This is a genomic window from Streptomyces sp. NPDC026246, from assembly GCF_055567995.1.
Window position 1 is genome coordinate 1 of record NZ_JBVHPJ010000024.1, and the last position, 18,070, is coordinate 18,070.

General features: G+C 73.8%; 20 protein-coding genes. 9 read left to right on the forward strand and 11 right to left on the reverse strand.

The features are described 5' to 3' along the window. Window positions 1-162: 162 nt before the first annotated feature. Window positions 163-399, reverse strand: a complete 237-nt coding sequence (locus ACZ4M5_RS34205) for a chaplin (protein ID WP_467742916.1) — start codon at window positions 397-399, stop codon at window positions 163-165. Between the two features lie 203 nt (window positions 400-602). Here ACZ4M5_RS34205 and ACZ4M5_RS34210 point away from each other — a divergent pair, with 203 nt between their 5' ends. Then, a complete protein-coding gene (locus tag ACZ4M5_RS34210; RefSeq protein WP_369192879.1) occupies window positions 603-809 on the forward strand; it encodes a hypothetical protein in 207 nt (68 codons plus the stop codon). Window positions 810-940: 131 nt separating this feature from the next. Here ACZ4M5_RS34210 and ACZ4M5_RS34215 read toward each other — a convergent pair whose 3' ends face one another. The 4 genes from ACZ4M5_RS34215 to ACZ4M5_RS34230 form a co-directional block, all read right to left on the reverse strand. After that, window positions 941-1,432, reverse strand: coding sequence for a DUF5709 domain-containing protein (locus ACZ4M5_RS34215; RefSeq protein WP_467742974.1), 492 nt, complete (start codon window positions 1,430-1,432; stop codon window positions 941-943). A 132-nt stretch (window positions 1,433-1,564) separates the two neighbouring features. Next, complete coding sequence (locus ACZ4M5_RS34220) at window positions 1,565-3,055, reverse strand: hypothetical protein (protein WP_467742918.1); 1,491 nt, start codon at window positions 3,053-3,055, stop codon at window positions 1,565-1,567. A gap of 152 nt (window positions 3,056-3,207) precedes the next feature. Continuing rightward, a complete protein-coding gene (locus tag ACZ4M5_RS34225) occupies window positions 3,208-5,562 on the reverse strand; it encodes a glycoside hydrolase family 65 protein (protein WP_467742920.1) in 2,355 nt (784 codons plus the stop codon). Further along, entirely contained in the window at window positions 5,559-6,299 is a 741-nt protein-coding gene (locus ACZ4M5_RS34230) for an HAD family hydrolase (RefSeq protein ID WP_467742922.1), read from the reverse strand. The genes ACZ4M5_RS34225 and ACZ4M5_RS34230 overlap by 4 nt, the downstream gene beginning before the upstream one ends. Window positions 6,300-6,412: 113 nt before the next feature. Between ACZ4M5_RS34230 and ACZ4M5_RS34235 the strand changes: the two genes are divergently transcribed. After that, complete coding sequence (locus ACZ4M5_RS34235; protein WP_467742924.1) at window positions 6,413-7,069, forward strand: nucleoside/nucleotide kinase family protein; 657 nt, start codon at window positions 6,413-6,415, stop codon at window positions 7,067-7,069. Window positions 7,070-7,136: 67 nt separating this feature from the next. After that, window positions 7,137-7,631: a GNAT family N-acetyltransferase gene (locus ACZ4M5_RS34240; RefSeq protein WP_467742926.1), complete on the forward strand. Its 495-nt coding sequence runs from the start codon at window positions 7,137-7,139 to the stop codon at window positions 7,629-7,631. Between the two features lie 183 nt (window positions 7,632-7,814). Here the strand turns inward: ACZ4M5_RS34240 and ACZ4M5_RS34245 are convergent, their stop codons facing one another. Both ACZ4M5_RS34245 and ACZ4M5_RS34250 read right to left on the reverse strand, forming a co-directional pair. Then, a complete protein-coding gene (locus ACZ4M5_RS34245) occupies window positions 7,815-8,216 on the reverse strand; it encodes a DUF3662 domain-containing protein (protein ID WP_467742928.1) in 402 nt (133 codons plus the stop codon). Window positions 8,217-8,265: 49 nt separating this feature from the next. Further along, complete coding sequence (locus ACZ4M5_RS34250; RefSeq protein WP_467742930.1) at window positions 8,266-8,427, reverse strand: hypothetical protein; 162 nt, start codon at window positions 8,425-8,427, stop codon at window positions 8,266-8,268. 158 nt (window positions 8,428-8,585) lie between these two features. On the opposite strand from ACZ4M5_RS34250, the gene ACZ4M5_RS34255 reads away from it, so the two are divergent. The 4 genes from ACZ4M5_RS34255 (at window position 8,586) to ACZ4M5_RS34270 (ending at window position 13,250) form a co-directional block, all read left to right on the forward strand. Further along, the gene (locus ACZ4M5_RS34255) at window positions 8,586-9,503 is read left to right on the forward strand and encodes a MurR/RpiR family transcriptional regulator (protein ID WP_467742934.1); all 918 of its coding nucleotides are present in this window, start codon (window positions 8,586-8,588) and stop codon (window positions 9,501-9,503) included. Window positions 9,504-9,769: 266 nt separating this feature from the next. After that, window positions 9,770-10,147: a hypothetical protein gene (locus ACZ4M5_RS34260; protein WP_467742938.1), complete on the forward strand. Its 378-nt coding sequence runs from the start codon at window positions 9,770-9,772 to the stop codon at window positions 10,145-10,147. 43 nt (window positions 10,148-10,190) lie between these two features. Continuing rightward, entirely contained in the window at window positions 10,191-10,757 is a 567-nt protein-coding gene (locus ACZ4M5_RS34265; RefSeq protein ID WP_467742940.1) for an antibiotic biosynthesis monooxygenase, read from the forward strand. Between the two features lie 105 nt (window positions 10,758-10,862). Then, on the forward strand, window positions 10,863-13,250 hold the full coding sequence (locus ACZ4M5_RS34270; protein WP_467742942.1) for a SpoIIE family protein phosphatase: 2,388 nt from the start codon (window positions 10,863-10,865) through the stop codon (window positions 13,248-13,250). Window positions 13,251-13,630: 380 nt separating this feature from the next. Here the strand turns inward: ACZ4M5_RS34270 and ACZ4M5_RS34275 are convergent, their stop codons facing one another. Both ACZ4M5_RS34275 and ACZ4M5_RS34280 read right to left on the reverse strand, forming a co-directional pair. Next, window positions 13,631-14,119 carry a flavin reductase family protein gene (locus tag ACZ4M5_RS34275; protein WP_467742944.1) on the reverse strand — a complete coding sequence of 163 codons (489 nt, stop codon included), beginning with the start codon at window positions 14,117-14,119 and terminating at the stop codon, window positions 13,631-13,633. Window positions 14,120-14,167: 48 nt separating this feature from the next. Then, a complete protein-coding gene (locus tag ACZ4M5_RS34280; RefSeq protein WP_467742946.1) occupies window positions 14,168-14,881 on the reverse strand; it encodes a peptidoglycan-binding domain-containing protein in 714 nt (237 codons plus the stop codon). Window positions 14,882-15,078: 197 nt separating this feature from the next. Here ACZ4M5_RS34280 and ACZ4M5_RS34285 point away from each other — a divergent pair, with 197 nt between their 5' ends. After that, window positions 15,079-15,834, forward strand: a complete 756-nt coding sequence (locus tag ACZ4M5_RS34285) for a TetR family transcriptional regulator (RefSeq protein ID WP_467742948.1) — start codon at window positions 15,079-15,081, stop codon at window positions 15,832-15,834. A 172-nt stretch (window positions 15,835-16,006) separates the two neighbouring features. After that, complete coding sequence (locus ACZ4M5_RS34290) at window positions 16,007-16,420, forward strand: Zn-ribbon domain-containing OB-fold protein (protein WP_467742950.1); 414 nt, start codon at window positions 16,007-16,009, stop codon at window positions 16,418-16,420. A gap of 39 nt (window positions 16,421-16,459) precedes the next feature. On the opposite strand, the gene ACZ4M5_RS34295 is transcribed toward ACZ4M5_RS34290, so the two are convergent. Next, window positions 16,460-16,840, reverse strand: coding sequence for a PPOX class F420-dependent oxidoreductase (locus tag ACZ4M5_RS34295; protein ID WP_467742952.1), 381 nt, complete (start codon window positions 16,838-16,840; stop codon window positions 16,460-16,462). Window positions 16,841-16,883: 43 nt separating this feature from the next. Beyond that, on the reverse strand, window positions 16,884-18,062 hold the full coding sequence (locus ACZ4M5_RS34300; RefSeq protein WP_467742954.1) for a MalY/PatB family protein: 1,179 nt from the start codon (window positions 18,060-18,062) through the stop codon (window positions 16,884-16,886). Window positions 18,063-18,070: the final 8 nt, after the last annotated feature.

Here is an 18,070-nt window from a genome sequence, read left to right on the forward strand (position 1 = left end):
GGTTCCTGGCGTTCCGTCGCCGGAGCGCGCAGCGCGGCTGAGTCGCGCACACGAGGCGTGGGGCCCCGGGCGGGGGGGGGGGGGGGGGGGCGGGCGGGGGGGGGGGGGGGGGGCCCGGGGTGGGGGGGGGGGCCGCCGCCGGCAAGCAGTACGGCCGGGACGTCAGTCCTTGATCTCGCAGACGTTGCCGAACGCCGGGTTGAGCAGGCCGACCACGTTGATCGAGTTGCCGCAGACGTTGGCGTTGATGTCGATCGGGATCTGGATGACGTTGCCGGAGAGAACGCCGGGGCTGTCGGTGGCGATCCCGACGGGGCCCGAGTCGGCGCTCGCCGTACCGGCGAAGGCCAGCAGGGCGGCGCAGGCCAGGCCGGCCGCGGCGGTCACACGTGTGCGCATGGAAAAGCTCCTGTCAGTCGCAGGGACACGTGACTCCACCGTCACCCGGTGTAGCGCGGCGCGACATTCCTGGGGGTCCGAACGGGGTGCGCGGGCCCGTCACGCCCTCTCCGGATGCACACGGCGCTCCGGCGGGGAATGGTGATAGCGGACCCTTTTCAGCACCGGGGCCACCAGCGATCCGGACCCTAGGAGCAGAAGCCATGTCGACCTCACAGCCTGCCGCGAGCCAGTCCCCCGAGGACCGTTGCACCCCGGACCGTCTGCTCCACGCCCGCACCGGCACGGATGTGTCGGCGGAGGACCTCGTCCTCGCCTCGGGCAAGGACCTCACCCCGCACAACATCGAGTGGGCCGAGCGCAAGCTGGCGGAGGAAGGGCCGGCGGCCATGGAGAAGCTGCTGCCCTAGCCGGCGCGCCCGCACCGAGGAGGCCACCGACCGGAACCCTCCGGGTCGGTGGCCTCCTCGGTGCGGGGAGGGCGACGACGTCGGCGGCCTCGCCCCGGGCGGGTGCGGGCCGCGCGTCACCGTCGCGCGCTTCACGGCCTGCCGTCGTCCTCGGGCAGGGCGGTGTCGTCCTCCACGACGTGCATGGCGGCCTCCTCGGCTCCGGCCGCTCCGCCGTCGATGCCGAGGTCGGTCGCGACGGCGTCCTTCTCGGTGTCCTCGTGGGCCCCCTCGTCCGGGGCGACCAGACGGCCGGCGCGGTCGGTGCCCGCCTCGGGGTCCACCGGTTCGCCGTCGCTGTCGGGGCTGTCGCCCACTCCGTCGCCCACCGGCTCGGCGGACACGTCCGGGACCTCCTGGGACAGCCGCTCGTCGAGCGTCTCCCCCTCGTGCTGCTCGGCCGCGGTGACGCCGGGCTTGGTGACGCCCAGGGGCTTCTCCGGCGGGGAGTAGCCCTCCTCGACCATGTCGTCGTAGGTGCGCTCGTCGAGGGCGTCCTGCATGTCCAGCGGCGAGGCGTCCTCCTGCTCCTCGTTCGTCCCGGTGGGCTGGTACGCGTCGTCCGCCATCTGTTCGGAGTCCATCCGTTCCGTGCCCATCACTTGCCTCCCTGTCGCGCCCTGCGCGACGTGTCCGTTCGGGTCTGCTCGTTCCGCGTTTCCCGTTACGCGGCCTCTAACCTCGGCGGATGCCCGGCGCCGCGCACCCGCCGGTGGTCAGCGGTCGCCGTCGCGCCCCGGGCCGGGCGCGAGGCGGACGTCCAGGTCCGCGACGCGGTGCACCGGCCAGTCGCGGGCGTAGCGGGGCGCGGTGCCGCCCGCCGGTGCGAGGTGGGCGACCGGGACGCGCTGCGCCGTGCGCAGGACGCCCGCGGCGGTCATGTTCTCGTTGTTGCCGGACGTCGCGCCCGAGGAGCACCCGGTGTAGTAGCCGATCGGGATGGACTCGTGGCCGGTGAGCAGGCACGGCGGCCGGACGCCGAGGCGGCGCAGGGCGTCGGCGGTGCGGTCCCAGTCGACGCGGTTGGCGGTGTTGCGGGTGACGGCGCCGTGCAGCACGGCCGTCTGCACCGCGAGGTGCCCGGCCAGGCCGAGGGCGACCACGGTGGCGGCGACCGGCCGCCACGTCCTGCGCGGCGTCCTGACCATGTACCACAGGCCGTCGGCGACGGGGATCGCGAGCAGGGCGTAGGCGGGCTGCAGGAAGCGCGGCGCCGCGTAGCCGATCATGAACAGGTACGGCAGGGCCGCCGTGGCGGCGCAGGCCAGCGGGACGAGGGTGCGTTCCAGGCGCCGGGCCCGGCCCGCGACGACCAGGCCGAGACCGGCCAGGACCGGCAGCGCGAACCACCAGGCGAAGACCACCGGCTCGGGCATCGGCCCGGTGCAGGGCCGGCACAGGGCCCGGCCGCCCAGGCTGCGCAGCTGGTCGTCGACGGCGATCTGCCAGCCCAGTCCGCCCTGGATGCGCGACGCCTCCGCGAGCCGCTCCCCCAGGCCGCCGAAGCCGGCGTACGCCTCGATCACCCAGGGCACCGCGCCCGCCGCCAGTCCCGCGGCGAGCGGGAGGAGCAGGCGCCGGTGGCGGACCAGGGCGAGGACCAGCAGGGGCACGGTCACCCAGACCGCGTCGGTGGGCCGCATCCACGCCATGAGCGCGGCACCGGCGGCGACGCCCCACAGCGCCCGGGGCGAACGGCCCGCCCGGGCCCGCAGGAAGCAGCCGACGCCGGTCAGGGCGCCGATGGCGACCCAGTAGTTGGGCATGGCCTGCGGTCCGTAGAAGACGGTCACCCACAGGGACGCGAAGAGGGCGCCCGCGGTCACCAGGACCCGTGTCGGGAACAGGCCCCGCCAGCAGCGCAGGGCGAGGTAGAGGGCCAGGCCCGACAGCAGGGCCAGGTAGACGCGCAGCAGCGGGACGGACGGGGACCAGGACGCGACCGGCGCGACCAGCAGCGAGACGCCACGGGAGCGGGGGGCGCTGAAGAAGGCCGCGGGGTGGTGCGCGGTGATCTGGCTGACGTAGACGATCTCGTCCCAGCCGAGGCCCAGCACGGGGCGGACGAGGGCGAGCTGGGCGAGGGTGAAGACGACGGCCAGCAGGGCGAGCGGCCGGTCCACGCGGCGCATGCCGCGCGCACCCGAGGGTCCTGCCTGTTCGTGTCGTCGCCTGCGGACGAGGAGGGCGTTCGCGCCGTCGGTCATCGTCCACCCCTTCCCCCGCCCGCCGACGGGCCGCCCGCGGCCTCCCACCCGCCGGGGCCGGAAGCCGAATGATCATCAGTACGGCCAACGTAACCCGGTCGACGGGTGGACGAGGGGTGGAATACGGCCGAATGTCCGACCCGGCCGATCCGTCAACGGGCGTTCGGGGCGCGGTGCGGGGGCTGACTGGGCGCCGGGCGATGGGTGCGCGCGGGAACGGCCCGCTCGACGGGGGCGTCCTCGCTCACCGTCAGCTCGGTGCCGTGGTGGTGGATCGTCAGCGGCGGGCCGGAGTACAGGGTGTACGTGGCCCGGTCACCGGTCAGCTCCACCCGCAGGCACCGGCCGAGGAACTGGATGCTGAAGGCGAGCCTGGTGTACCGCTCGGGCAACCGCGGCGAGAACCGCAGGGTGCCGTCGGTGCAGCGCATGCCGCCGAAGCCCGCCACCAGTGCGAGCCAGGTGCCCGCCAGGGAGGCGATGTGCAGTCCGTCGCGGGTGTTGTGCTCCAGGTCGCCGAGGTCCATCAGCGCGGCCTCGGTGGTGTACTCGCGGGCCAGGTCCAGGTGCCCGGTCCGGGCGGCCATGACGGCCTGCACGCACGCGGACAGTGAGGAGTCCCGAACGGTCAGCGGCTCGTAGTAGGCGAAGTTGCGGGCCATCTGCTCCTCGTCGGCGAACTCCTCGAAGAAGGTGTCGCAGGTGTACATGGCCAGGACGAGGTCGGCCTGTTTGACCACCTGCTTGCGGTACAGGTCGAAGTACGGGAAGTGCAGCATCAGCGGGTACTGGTCCGGCCGGGTGCCGGCGAAGTCCCAGCGCTGATAGCGGGTGAAGCCGGCGTGCTGTTCGTGCACGCCGAGCTCCTCGTTGTACGGCACGTGCACGGCCTCGGCGGCCTCCCGCCAGGCCGCCCGCTCCTCCTCGCCGGCGCCGAGCTCCTCCGCCCGGTCGGGGTGGCGTTTGCAGGCGTCGGCCGCGGCCAGCAGGTTCGCCCGGGCCATGAGGTTGGTGTACGTGTTGTCGTCGGCGATGGCGCTGTACTCGTCGGGCCCCGTCACGCCGTGGATGTGGAAGACGCCCCGGTCGTCGTGGTGACCGAGGGAGCGCCACAGGCGGGCGGTCTCCACGAGCAGTTCGACGCCCACCTCGCGCTCGAAGGCCTCGTCACCGGTGGCCGCGACGTGACGGACGACGGCGTCCGCGATGTCGGCGCCGACGTGGAAGGCGGCCGTGCCGGCGGGCCAGTACGCCGAGCCCTCCGACCCCTCGATGGTGCGCCAGGGGAACGCGGCGCCGCGCAGCCCGAGTTGGGTCGCGCGCTCCCGGGCGGCCGGCAGCGTCTCCAGGCGCCAGCGCAGGGCCTCGGCCGCGGCCCGGGGCGCGGTGTAGGTCAGCAGCGGCAGCACGAACGCCTCGGTGTCCCAGAAGGCGTGGCCGTCGTATCCGGAGCCGGTGAGGCCCTTGGCGGGAATGGCCCGCTGCTCGGCGCGGGCACCGGCCTGCAGGACGTGGAAGAGGGCGAAGCGGACGGCCTGCTGGATCTCCTCGTCGCCGTCGACCTCGACGTCGGCCCGGGACCAGAAGTCGTCCAGGTAGGCCCGCTGGTCCTCCAGCAGGCCCTGCCAGCCGCTGTGCGCGGCCGCCGCCAGGGCCGCCTCCACCTGGTCGCTCATCGCGGGCCGGGACCGGGCGCCCGACCAGCCGTGCGCCACCAGCTTCTCCACGCGCAGCCGCTCGCCCGGCTCCAGCACGGCAGTGACGGTCAGCCGCGCGACGTCCACGTTGCTCTCACTGGCGGTGGTCGTGCGTTCGGGGCCGGTGACGGTGTGGTCCGCGGCCACGGCGACCCGCAGGCCGCTGCGGCGGGTGCGGTGCACCAGGCGCAGCCGGTTCCCGGCGGCGAGGTCCTCCTCGGCTTCCAGGGGTGACTTCAGGGCCCTGGCCGCGCGCGGGTCGCCGTCCGGCTCGGGCAGGCTCTCGTTGGCGACCAGCTCCGACTGGACGACGACCCGGGTACGGCTGTCGACGGGCTCCACCTCGTAGGCCACGGCGGCGATCGCCCGCTGCGTGAGCGAGACCAGCCGGGTGGAGCGCACGCGGACGGTGGAGCCGGCCGGGGAGGTCCACTCGCAGACCCGTTCCAGCACGCCCCGGCGCAGGTCGAGGGTCCGCTCGTGGGCGACGAGCCGCCCGTAGCGCAGGTCGAACGGCTCGTCGTCGACCAGCAGGCGCAGCACCTTGCCGTTGGTGACGTTGATGACGGTCTGGCCCGACTCCGGGTAGCCGTAGCCCGCCTCGGCGTAGGGCAGCGGGTGCAGTTCGTGGACGCCGTTGAGGTAGGAGCCCGGCAGACCGTGCGGTTCGCCCTCGTCGAGGTTGCCGCGCCAGCCGATGTGCCCGTTGGACAGGGCGAACACGGACTCGCTCTGCGCGAGCAGGTCCAGGTCGAGTTCCGTCTCGCGCACGGCCCAGGGTTCGACGCCGTAGGCCCGCTGGGTGATCACTGCTCGCCTCCCAGTTCCCCGAGGTCGCGCACCACGACGTCGGCGCCGTGGGCGTACAGGGCGTCGGCCTGCCCGACGCGGTCGACCCCGACGACGTAACCGAAGCGCCCCGCGCGGCCGGCGTCCATACCGGCCAGGGCGTCCTCGAAGACCGCCGCCGCGGACGGCTCGACGCCGAGGTCCCGGGCGGCGGCCAGGAACGTGTCGGGGCGCGGCTTGCCGGGCAGGTCGCGCTCGGCGGCGACCACGCCGTCGATGCGCACGTCGAAGTAGTGCTCGGCGCCGATCGAGCGCAGCACGTCACGGCAGTTGGCGCTGGAGGACACGATCGCGGTGCGCAGGCCCCGGGCGCGGACCCCGTCCAGGTAGCGCAGGGTGCCGTCGTACGCCTCCACGCCGTCGGTGCGGATCTTCTCCAGGACGAGGTCGTTCTTGCGGTTGCCGAGGCCGTGCACGGTCCGCGCGCCGGGCGGGTCATCCGGGTCGCCGTCGGGCAGTTCGATGCCCCGTGAGGCCAGGAAGGTGCGCACGCCGTCGGCGCGTGGCCGGCCGTCGACGTACTCGTCGTAGTCGCTCCCCGCGTCGAACGGCCGGAAGTCCTCGCCGTCGCGTTCGCGCAGGAAGGCGTCGAACATCTCCTTCCAGGCGGCCGCGTGCACGACGGCCGTCCTGGTGACGACCCCGTCGAGGTCGAACAGGCAGGCGTGGATGTGTCCGGGAAGACCGAGCTGCGTCATAGGGGACCGGTTCCCCGTCGCGGGCCGGTCCAGTGAGTGGCGCACGCCACACGTCCGCCGGGGCAGGCGGACGGCACTGTGGGCGGCCGCGTCCGGGTGCCACACTTTCCCTCGTGCCGCTCACCTTCGACGACCTGGTCCACCGTGCCCGAGCCCTCCCCCAGGGTGGCCGGCGCGCGATCCTCGGTGTCGCGGGCAGCCCCGGCGCGGGCAAGTCGACGCTCGCCGGGTCACTGGTGCGGGAGCTGAACGGGACGGGCGAGCCCTGGGTGGCGCACGTCCCCATGGACGGCTTCCACCTGGCGGACGCCGAACTGGAGCGCCTGGGGCTGCGGGACCGCAAGGGCGCTCCGGAGACGTTCGACGCCGCCGGTTACGCGGCGCTGCTGCGGCGGCTGCGCGACGACGACCCGGTGGAGACCGTGTACGCGCCCGGCTTCGAACGCGTCCTGGAGCAGCCGCTGGCCGGGGTGATCCCGGTTCCTCCCGCCGTCCGGCTGATCGTCACCGAGGGCAATTACCTCCTGCTGGACCGCGGTTCCTGGTCCCGCGTCCGCCTCCTGCTCGACGAGGTGTGGTTCTGTGAGGTGGCGGAGCGGGAGCGTCTGCGCCGGCTGATCGCCCGGCACGAGGAGTTCGGCAAGAGCCACGAGGAGGCGGTGGCGTGGGTCCACCGCTCGGACCAGCGCAACGCCGAACTGGTCGCCGGGGGCCGGGACCGGGCGGACCTGGTGGTCCCGGAGCCGGCCCTGCCGCGGCCGCCGGGGTGACGCACGACCGGATCGAAACCCGGGGCCGGGGTGCGCGCGCCGGGCGCGTCGCGGCAGGATCGGCTGCATGATCAGGTCCGCAACCATCGACGACGTCCCCGAGATCCGGACGATGATCCGCGAACTCGCCGCCTACGAGAAGGCCGTGGAGCAGGCCAGGTGCACCGAGGAGCAGGTGCGCGCGGCGCTCTTCGGCGAGCATCCTGCCGCCTTCGCGCTGATCGCCGAGGACGACGACACGGGCGCCACCGTGGGCTACGCCCTGTGGTTCCCGCGCTTCTCCACCTGGACGGGCAGGCGGGGCATGCACCTGGAGGACCTGTACGTGCGGCCCGGGGCCCGGGGCGGAGGCCATGGCAAGGCCCTGCTCGCGCAGCTCGCCGCCCTCTGCCGGCGCCACGGCTACGACCGGTTCGAATGGTGGGTCCTGGACTGGAACGAGCCGGCGATCGGCTTCTACCGGTCCATCGGCGCGCAGGTGATGGACGAGTGGAAGGTGTGCCGCCTCAGCGGGGACGCCCTGGCCCGGCTCGCGGCCCAGGCACCCGCCGGCGCCCTCTGACGGGGGCCGGCAAGGCGGCGACGCGGCGCGCCGCTGACACGGGATCGGCTGGCCCGGGCCGCCGGATCCGGCAGCTGCCGAGGCGACGGGGCGGCCGGCCGGACCGATCGCCGGCGGCCACCCCGTGGACGACGACGGCCCCCGATCACGACCGGCCGTCGTCGGGGAACCCGCCGGGCCTCCTCAAGGCGCCGCCCGGGAGAACCCGTCGGCGCTCACGTGGGGCATCACCCTGCCGGCCACCCGGAAGCGGCCGTTCGGGACGTCGGGGCACCTCGCCACGTGGACCGTCAGCGGTCCGGCCCACTCGTAGCCGCGGCGCTCCGCGTGCCGGGACAGGCTGTCGGTGAGGGCCTGCCCCACCTCGGTGCCGCTGCGCTCGAGGTGCTCGTGCACCTCGTCGGGCAGTTCCACGTCGTAGGCGTTGGGGACCATCACCCGGCCCTTGCCGCACACCACGGCGTTGTCGTCGCACGCGCGCCGCAGGGCGTCGACGACCTCGACGGGCTCCTTGCCGAGGAGACGTGCCCACAGCGCCTCCCACCGGTTCTCGAGAGTCTGCTCCAGCGCGCTCAGGGCGCCCATGCGTCGCTCACCTGCCGGGACGTCGTCGGTGCGGCCGCGCGGGCCGGGCTCACTTCTCGTCGAAGTCGTCGGGGCGTACGTGGGCCTCCTCCAGTGCCTCGCGCATGGTGCGGCCGGTCGCGCCCTGCTCCTTGACGGCATCCTCGTCGTGCTGCTGCAGGACCTCGTCCGTGGTGTGGGTCTTGGGCCGGCTTTCCTCGGGGGTGCTCATGGGGCCAACTCCTCTCAGGATCTTCTGCGGCGGCGGGTTCCCGCCCCGCCCTCGGGTATCCCCGCCCGCGGCAGATCATGTGCATCCGCGAAGAAGCCCTGGTCACCACGGTGCGTGAGCTATGTTGAACGTCCGTGGGGAACGAAGGAGGCGTACCGGTGCCATCGCCGCAGCAGGCACGTGCACAGGCATCCGCCATCACCTCGGGGAAGGCCGCCCCGGAGACGGAGGTCTCCCCGTCCTCCGCGCTGCGCACGCTCTTCGACCGGCCCCGGCTGTCCCCGGGGCAGCGGCGGATCGCCCAGTACCTGATCGAGCACATCACCGAGGCGGCGTTCCTGTCCATCACCGATCTCGCCGACCGGGTCGGGGTGAGCCAGCCGTCGGTGACGCGGTTCGCCTCGGCGGTCGGGTTCAGCGGCTACCCGGCGCTGCGCGAGAAGCTCCAGTCGATCGCGCTCGGCACCCTCGCGGGCGGACCGGCGGAGGAGAACCGGGGCAACGAACTGCAGGCGGCGGTGGACGCCGAGATCGAGAACCTGGAGAACCTGCGACGGGACTTCGCGGACCCGGCCCGGGTCATCGACGTCGGCCGCAAACTGTCGTCGTCCACTCCGCTCACGATCCTGGGCCTGCGCATCTCCGGTTCGCTCGCCGAGTACTTCGCCTACGCCGCGCGCCGCATCCACCCGGACGTCCGGCTCGTGACCCGGGGCGGCAGTGTCGCCTACGACGCCCTGCTGCAGTCGCGTGAGGCGGGCGGCACCTGGGTGCTGGCCTTCTCCATGCCGCGGCATGCGCAGGAGACCCTGACGGCGATCCGGGTGGCGCGCGGCGCCGGGCTCAGGGTCGCCCTGATCACCGACCTGGCACTCGGGCCGCTCGCGGACGAGGCGGACGCCGTCTTCGCCCTCGGGACGGGCTCGCGCCTGGTCTTCGACTCCTACGCCGCCCCGGGCGTGATGTGCTCGGCGCTGCTCCAGGCCATGACGGACGCCGACCCCGAGCGCACGCAGGCCCGGCTGGAGGAGTACGAGCAGGTCGCCGACCAGCACCAGTTCTTCCTCAAGGACTGACCGGACGCACGGACCCCGGCGTCCACACCGGGACCTTCCCCAACAAAGCGCGCATGAATGTTTTCATGCTTCTTGCAAACCGGAAGGCATATATAAATACTGCTCACGGATCGCGACCCGGCCCTGCCGGATCGGGTTCCGCACCCGAGGAGCCGGGTCCTACCCACTCCGGCCTCGCGGGTGTCCGCGGGCGGCCCCGGTCATCCCCTAGGTCGGGGCCGCCCCGACCCGTCGTCCACCCTCACGACGCCGCACACCCGGAAGCGATGATCATGTCCCTGACGTCCACGCGCATCAGCCCGGACTGGCCCTGCCAGGTCAAGACCCCCGGGAGTTTCGACTGGGAGCGCTCGGCGGCCAAGTGGCTGCGCGAACTGGTACCGGCCCGCTACGCGGGCTACCCCGTGTTCGTCCGCCACCCCGTCCTCCTCGCCCGGCACGCACAGATCCAGGTCCAGCACGAGCTCCGCGTCGCCCGCACCGCCCTGCAGACCGCCCGCGCCGACCTGCCCGGCCTCGGCCTGCACGAAGGCGTCATCGAGCACACGATCAAGCTGTACGCGGCCGAGGTCATGCAGTTGCAGCACATCGCCCGCAGCGTCCGCGCGGTCACCCGGGCGCTCAGCGAGTCCGGCCGCCACTGACCCGGGGCGCATGACCCGCCCGCCGCGTGGCACCCGGTGAGGGATGAGCACCACCGAAGCACGCCGGGCCGAACCGGTGACCACGGTGCTGACCTGGCAGGTGCGTCCCGGCCGGGAGCAGCAGTTCGAGGAATGGACGCACGGCATCACCCGCTGCGCCCGGCGCTTCCCCGGCAACGAGGGCGTCTCCTGGCTCACGCCGGAGGACGGACACCGCTACCACGCGGTGCTGCGCTGGTCGGACCGGCACCGGCTCGCCGCCTGGCTGGAGTCGGACGAGCGCGCGCACTGGCACCGGCAGATCCACGACATCGCCGTCGAGGTCAGCAGCGAGCGTCAGTCGACCACGGGCCTGGAGACCTGGTTCAGCCTGCCGGGCACGACCGTCCAGGCCCCGCCCCGGTGGAAGATGGTCCTCACCACCTTCCTCGGCGCCTATCCCTTCGTCCTGCTCATCCAGTGGCTGGTGACGCCGTCGACCACCGGCTGGCCGCTGCCGCTGCGGGCCGTCGTCTTCCCCCTGGTGCTGCTCCCCCTGCTGACCTACCTGGTGATGCCCGGCCTCAGCCGGGTGCTGCGTCAGTGGCTCTATCCGCGCGACGGACGCTGACCCGCCGGCGCGGACGGGAGCGGCCAGGGGAACGCGTGTGAAGAGGGTGCATCACCTGCCCACAAGGCGCTCTTCCGATCCGCCCGGGTGTGCAATGCTCAACGCGTGACGAGCGAGCCCGTGACACCGGCGCAGCCGGGTGCCGCACCGGACCTGGTCGAGCTGGCCAGGATCGTCGCCCGGCAGCGCGCCGAACTGGACCGGCTGCGCGACCAGGCGGCCGTTTCGGCTGTCGTCGAACGGGCCAAGGGCGCGGTCATGGCGCTGACCGGCTGTACCGCCGACGCGGCGAGCGAACAGCTGCGCCGCAGGGCCAAGGACGCGCGCCGCACCCTGCTGGAGGAGTGCTGGATCACGCTCGGTGCGCTCGGCCCGGCAGCACACCCGCCGGCCGCGACGGACACCCGCGGCAACCGTGACGCGGCCGGCCCGGGCAGGACCGATCCCGGGCAGGACTCCGTCCCGGACGACCTCGCCGACGCCCTGGCCCGCCTCGGCCAGGCCCTCGTTCGGGTGATGACGCCGCAGGATCTCGCCCGGTGCCTGCTGGAGCACCTCGCACCCGACATGGCGGCGGACGCGGTACTGGTCTACCGCCACCGGGCGGACGGCGGTCTCCGGCTGATCGGGCACGCGGGCGTCGACGACCGGCTGGCCGACCAGTGGCGCCAGGTGCCGCCGCTGAGCGGAGTGGCGGCGCTGGACGCCCTGCGGGCGGGCGAGCCGCGCTGGCTTGAGGACTTCGACACCGACGCCAAGCGGTACCTGCTGATAGGGGACCCACCCGAGCGGTGGCGCTCGCGCGCCTGGCTCCCCCTGTCCGGGACGGGTCCGGCGGAGGTCTGCATCGGGGTGCTGCGCACCCGTGCCGGTGAGTTCACCGCACGGGACCGCGCGCACCTGAGGGCCGTCACGGGGTTGTGCACGGGACGGCTGCGCGCCTTCGACACCCCGCCGGAGCGTTCCGCCGACCCGGGCACGGACGCCGTGCAGGCCCTCTTCGAGGCCCTGCCGCTCTCGGCGATGCTGCTCACACCCCTGCGGACCGCCTCGGGCGATGTCGAGGACTTCCTGATCGAGGCCGCGACCACGCAGGCCGGCGACCTGCTGGGCCGCACGGGCGAAGTGGTGGCCGGGCGGCGGCTGCTCGAACTGCGCCCGGCGATGCCGGCGGAGCCGCTGTGGCAGGGCTGCCTGCGGGTCCTGGCCACCGGGCAGGAGTACGAGAGCGACCCCTTCGCCCACGAGGAGGTCGCGGCGGGCATCGCGGCCCTGTTCATCTACACGGTCCGGGTCGCCCCGCTCGGCGACACCCTGGTCGTCTCGTGGATCCGCCACGGCTCCTCCGACCGGCAGGAGCAGCGCCTTGCCGACCTGCAGCGCCTGGGCAACCTCGGCTGGGCGAACTGGAGCCTGCACGCTCCGGAGGTCTCCTGGTCCACCCAGGTGTTCGCGCTGCTCGACCGGGACCCGGCGGACGGGCCGGTGCCGCTGATCGACGTGCCGGAGCTGGCCCTGCCGGAGGACACGCCCGCGCTGACCCGCGCCGTCGCCGACCTCGTCCACCAAGGGCAGTCCGTCGACGTGCCGTTCCGGATCCGGACCACCAACGGCATCCGCCATCTCCGCCTCACCGCCGAGGCCGTGTGCGACCGGCACGGCACGCCCGTCGAGGTGCACGGGTTCGTACAGGACACGACGGCCCGGCGGCGGGCCGAGCTGGCCCTGGTGGAGAGCGAGCGGGCCATCCTCACCCAGCACGACGTGCTGCGGGCCGAGCGGACCCTGGCCTCCCGGCTCCAGCACGCCCTGTTGCCGATGACCAACCGGCCGGTGCACCTGGCCGGGCTGCGTGTCGAGGTCGCCTACCTGCCGGCCCAGTCGGGTGTGCACGTCGGCGGTGACTGGTTCAGCGCGATCGAACTGCCCGACGGGGACGCGCTGCTGGTCGTCGGCGACGTCGCGGGGCACGGTGTCGACGCCGTCGCCACGATGGCCCAACTGCGGTTCACCGCCAAGGGCATGGTCATCACGGGCTCGTCCCTGACCGGTGCGCTGGCCCGGCTGAACACGCTGCTGCTGCACTCGCGCGACACGTACGCCACCGCCACGATGGTCCTCGCCCGCTACAACCCCCGCGACCGCCGTCTGATCTGGGCCCAGGCCGGGCACCCGCCGCCCCTGCTGCTGCGGGACGGCGAGCCGCGGTACCTGGACCGCCCGCGCGGCATGCTCATCGGGGCGTCCACCACCCCGGTCTTCGAGGAGGCGGAGTGCCACCTGGAACCGGGTGACCGGCTCATCCTGTTCACCGACGGGCTGGTCGAGCACCCGCCGGAGAGCATCGACCGGGGACTGGAGCGCCTCGGGGAGGCCGTGGCCGCGCCGCACACCGACCGGCCCGGGTCGCTGGGGCCGCTGCTCGCCCGGATGCTGCCGGACGAGCGCAGGGACGACGTCTGCGTCGTGGACGTTCGGGTGCCGGAGGCGTAACGGGCGCAGGCGCAGGCTTGGCCGGGCGCGGCGCGGCTACGGCCGTGCGGGCAGGGCGGTGCGGGTGATCCGACGGCGGCTCAGGAGTCGCCGCGGTGCCGCCAGTACCACCACAGGCCGACGAGCAGGGCCAGCAGGAACAGGGTGGGCAGCACCAGGCCGGGGATGCGGGAGCCGTTCATGGGCGGGGCCTTCGGTTCGCGGCGGACTCCGGCGGGGTGCGCCGGCGGGGCGGGGCGGCGCCGAGCCGTCCGCGACGGGCCGGTGTGGCAGGTGCTGGTGCTCGTGGAGTCGCCCCGGGCCAGGGTGACGCATCGCGGCGCTGCCGTACCGCCGCTTTTGCCTTCCGTTGCCGGGGGTTCGAGCCGCGGGACGCGTCGTCAGTCGACCGGGTGCCCCGGTGCTATGTCGAGGGCGTCGGACAGGCGCAGCAGGCGGCCCTCCGGAGAGGTCCGGCCGCCCCACTCGACCGGGTCGAGGACGAAGCCGACGTGGTCGCCGCCGCCGACCCGCTCCACGATCCGGCCGACGAACCAGCCCGGCGCGTCCTCGAGGACGAGCGCCCCGCCGTGCGCCTCGCGCAGCGCCACCCCGTGGAACTTGTCGGTGTCGTCACCGGTGTGCCCGCCGAACCGCTCGGCGAGGGCGTGCTGTTCCCGGGTGAGCAGGTGCACGGCGAGCACGTCGGCGTCGCGGGCGACCCGGAAGGTGTGGTTCAGCTCGGAGAGCCACACGGCGAAGCGCACCGGCCGCATCGAGCACTGCGAGGCGAACCCGACCAGGCAACCCGCCCGTTCACCGGCCGCGGCGGCCGTGACCACGTACATGTCGGGGTTCAAACGGTCGATGAACTCGTCCATGCCCGTCATGGTCGCATCGGCCTCGCCCGCGGGCGGAGGCGGGGCGGGCCGGCGGCGTCAGCTCGCGACGGGTGCCGTCCGGGACTCCAGAGCGGCCCGGGTGTCGTTGCCGTAGACGCCGGTCTCGTCGCCCCGGATTCCGTACCAGAGCTGGAAGCGGGCCACGGCGGCGGTCAGCACCGGGTCGTAGCGGCCGCTGGTGGAGCCGTCACGGTAGACGTCGGGGATGCCGAGGAGGCGTTGCTGAAGCTCGGTCACCTCGGGACCGCTGGCTCCCTCCCGCAGCGTTCCCGGACCGTCGGGGTCGGAACGGGGGGCGGATGGCGTGGGCGCGGGGGTGGGGACCGCGGCAGGGGCGGATGCGGGCGGCCGGGGCGCGGGGGCCGCGGTGCCGTCGCCGTGGTTCCCGTGGACCAGCAGCGCCCCGGCGAAGCCGACCGCCGCCGCGGCGACGACGGCCACGGCCACGGTGGTGCGGCGCGGTGCGGTGTCCGCACGGCCGCGGGCGTTCGAGCCGGTGGCGGGCGGGGTGGTGCGAGCCCGGCCCCGCCCGTCGTGGCGGCCGACGGGCGGGAGTTCCCGCGTCTCGTCCTCGGAGCCGGGCGGTGGGACGGACGGGGTGAAGGGCTCGCGGGCGGGTTCCCGGCCCGTCTCCCGCTGGAACTCGCGCATGAGTTCCGCCAGGGCGTCGGTGCGCCGGGGCCGCAGGACGCGGATCGGTTCCAGGACCGGGCCGTCGTGCGGCGGCCGGGGCTCGGACGGTGCCGGCACTCCGCTCTCCTTCCGTCCGGGCCGGGGGTGGCACCCGGGCCGTGGATCGTCCTGCCACTGGATACGCGACCGCCTCGCCGCTTGTTCATCAGGCGGGCCCGGCCGGGGCGCCGGTACCTCACCCCGAGGTGGGATGCGGAGTCCCGCCCGCGGCACCGAGTGCCAAATGAGGTCGTACGGGTGCTACGTTGCAGATCATGAGCTCCGGGAAAGCCGAGACGGGGGCCGGCAGGCCGCCCATGCGGGACGCGCTGGTGGCGGCGGCCTTCCAGCTGTTCCTCGAGCGGGGGTACGAGCAGACCACGGTCGACGACATCGTTGCCCTCGCCGGCGTGGGGCGCCGCTCGTTCTTCCGCTACTTCCCGTCCAAGGAGGACGTGGTCTTCCCGGACCACGAGCGCTGCCTGGCGGACATGACGGCGTTCCTCGCGGACGGTTCCGGCGACGAGGAGCCGGTGGAGCGGGTCTGCGACGCGGCCCGGCTGGTGCTGCGGATGTACGCCGAGAACCCCACGTTCTCCGTCCAGCGCTACCGCCTCACCAAGCAGGTGCCGGGGCTGCGCGCCTACGAGCTGTCGGTGGTGTGGCGCTACGAGCAGGCGCTCGCCGCCTACCTGCGGCGACGCTTCGCGGCCCGCCGCGAGGGCACCCTCCAGGCCGACGTGATCGCCGCGGCCGTGGTCGCCGCGCACAACAACGCCCTGCGGTCCTGGCTGCGTTCGGACGGGCGGGGCGAGGCGGACGCCGCCGTGGACCACGCGCTCGCCTACGTCCGGTCGACGTTCGGCGCCACCACGGCGCCGACGGCTCCCGCCTCCACCACCCCACCGCCCTGGCTCACGTCCCCCACGGCCGGCGAACGGCCCGACGACGTGGTCGTCGTGGTGTCGCGTCGCGGAGCGCCCTTGTGGCGGGTGGTGCAGGAGCTCGAGTCGGCCCTCGGCCGGACCTGAGGACCTCCCGGGACCCGCGAGCGGCGTTCCGGATCGAGGGTACGGAGTGCCTTTACGAGTGGCACTGAGTGCCATACTCTGTGCTGCGTGCACGGTGGCACGGCGAACCGGGCACACGTGTGCGTGGGCGACCCCGCACACGGATTCCGGGCGAGTGCAGGGAGTTGACAGCGTGTACCACCACTCAGGAAGCGTCGCTCAGCAGACGGCCGGCTCCGCGACGGGCCTGCTCGACCCACAGGGCAGGGACAGGGACGCCCTCTATTTCCAGCGCTGCACCTGGTGCGGCACGGCCATGTACCACCGCCTGCTGTGCCCGGTTTGCCGGGGCAGCGACCTGCGTACCGAGCGCGCCGAGGGCACCGGCACGGTCCGCCACTCCACGGTGGTGCACCGCAACACGCCCGCGGCCCGCAACGTGTCCATGGTCGAGATGGCCGAGGGCTTCGTCGTGCGGGGCCGGGTCATGGGCCCGCCCATCGGCATCCACAGCGGTGACCGGGTGCGTCTGTCCACCGCCAAGGACCCGGTCCGGGGTGAGCCGGTCTTCCAGCTCCTGGACGAGCCCTACCGGGCCTGGACCTGACTTGCCGTCAACTCCCATCCTGGAAAGCAGGGTTGCGTATCACAGGATGACGCGGATGCCGACCGTGCCGTCCGTGCCCCGCCGCAGGCGGCTGCCCAGCAGTGTCAGCCGGCCCATGAGCCCGTACTTGCGGGCGATCAGTTTCCGGTAGCGGGCGGTGGTGGCCGCGTCGGCGATCTCGGCAGTGGCGGGCACCTGATCGCCCGTGGGATTGCCGCGCAGATCGCACGGGCCGACCAGGATGCCGGCGCGGTTGCGGATGCGCTTGACCTTCCAGGAGTCGGCGGCCGTCCAGACGCCGAGCGCGTCCCCGTCGCGCACCACCCAGACCGGGGTGGCGACCGGTGTGCCGTTCTTGCGGTAGCTGGTGATCAGCACGTACTTGCCCGAGCCCAGCCGGTCCAGCGCCCTGTCGTCCATGGCGGGCAGTCTACGAGCGTGCCGCCCGTGTCGCAGGCACCTGTCAGCGGGCCGCCTTCGCCATCCGGCGGACGGCCTCCGTGATCACCTGCGCCGAGGCCGCCAGGTTGAAGCGGGCGTGCCCGGCCCCGCCGGTGCCGAAGGGCACCCCCGAGGTGAGGGCGACGCGGCCACGGCGCAGGAAGACCTCCGCCGGGTCGTCGCCCAGGCCGAGCGCCCGGCAGTCGAGCCAGGCGAGGTAGGTGGCCTCCGGCGGGCGGTGACGCACCTGGGGCAGATGCTCGGCCAGCAGTTCGGCGAGCAGGCGACGGTTGTGGTCGAGGCCGGTCAGCAGTGCGTCGAGCCAGGCCGTGCCGTCGCGCAGGGCGGCGGTGTGGGCGAGGATGCCGACGTGGCTGGGGCCGTGCCCGACCTCCTCCGGCATCCGGGCCAGGTCGCCGGCGGCCGCGGGGCCCGCGATCGCCAGGGCGGCCTTGAGCCCGGCGAGGTGCCACGCCTTCGACGCCGACATCAGCGACAGTCCGCGCTCGGCGCCCGGCACGGTCAGGTACGGCACGAACGGTGTGTCCCCGAGGACCAGCGGGGCGTGGATCTCGTCCGCGACGACGCGGACGCCGTACCGCTCGGCGAGCTGCGCCACGGCGGACAGCTCGTCCTTCGTGTGCACGGTGCCGGTCGGGTTGTGGGGGCTGCACAGGAGGTAGGCGGCCCGCCGTCCGTCCCCGGTGGCCCGCCGGAAGGCTTCCTGAAGGACGTCCGGGTCGATCCGGCCGTCCGGGCCGAGCGGGGCTTCGACGACCCGCCGGTCCATGTGGGAGACGAAGTGGAAGAAGGGCGGGTACACCGGCGGGTTCACGACGACGGCGTCCCCGTGGCCGGTGACCAGCTTGAGCATCTCGACGACGCCCAGCATCACGTCGGGCACGATCGCGGTGCGTTCCACGGCGAGCCCGTGCCAGCTCCAGCGTTCGGCGGCGAAGACGGCCAGCGCCTCGGCGTAGCCGGTGCCGGCGGGGTAGCCGGTGTCCCCCAGTTCCATCGCGCGGGTCACGGCCCGTACCACCGGTTCGGCCGGCGGGACGTCCATCTCGGCCACCCACACCGGCAGCACGTCCTCCGGGTGGGTGCGCCACTTCGTGCTGGTGCGGAGCCTGAGCCGGTCGAGCGTGAGGATCTCCAGGGGATTGGGTTCACCGGACGTCTCGCGCGGGGTCCTGGTCATGGCCCCAC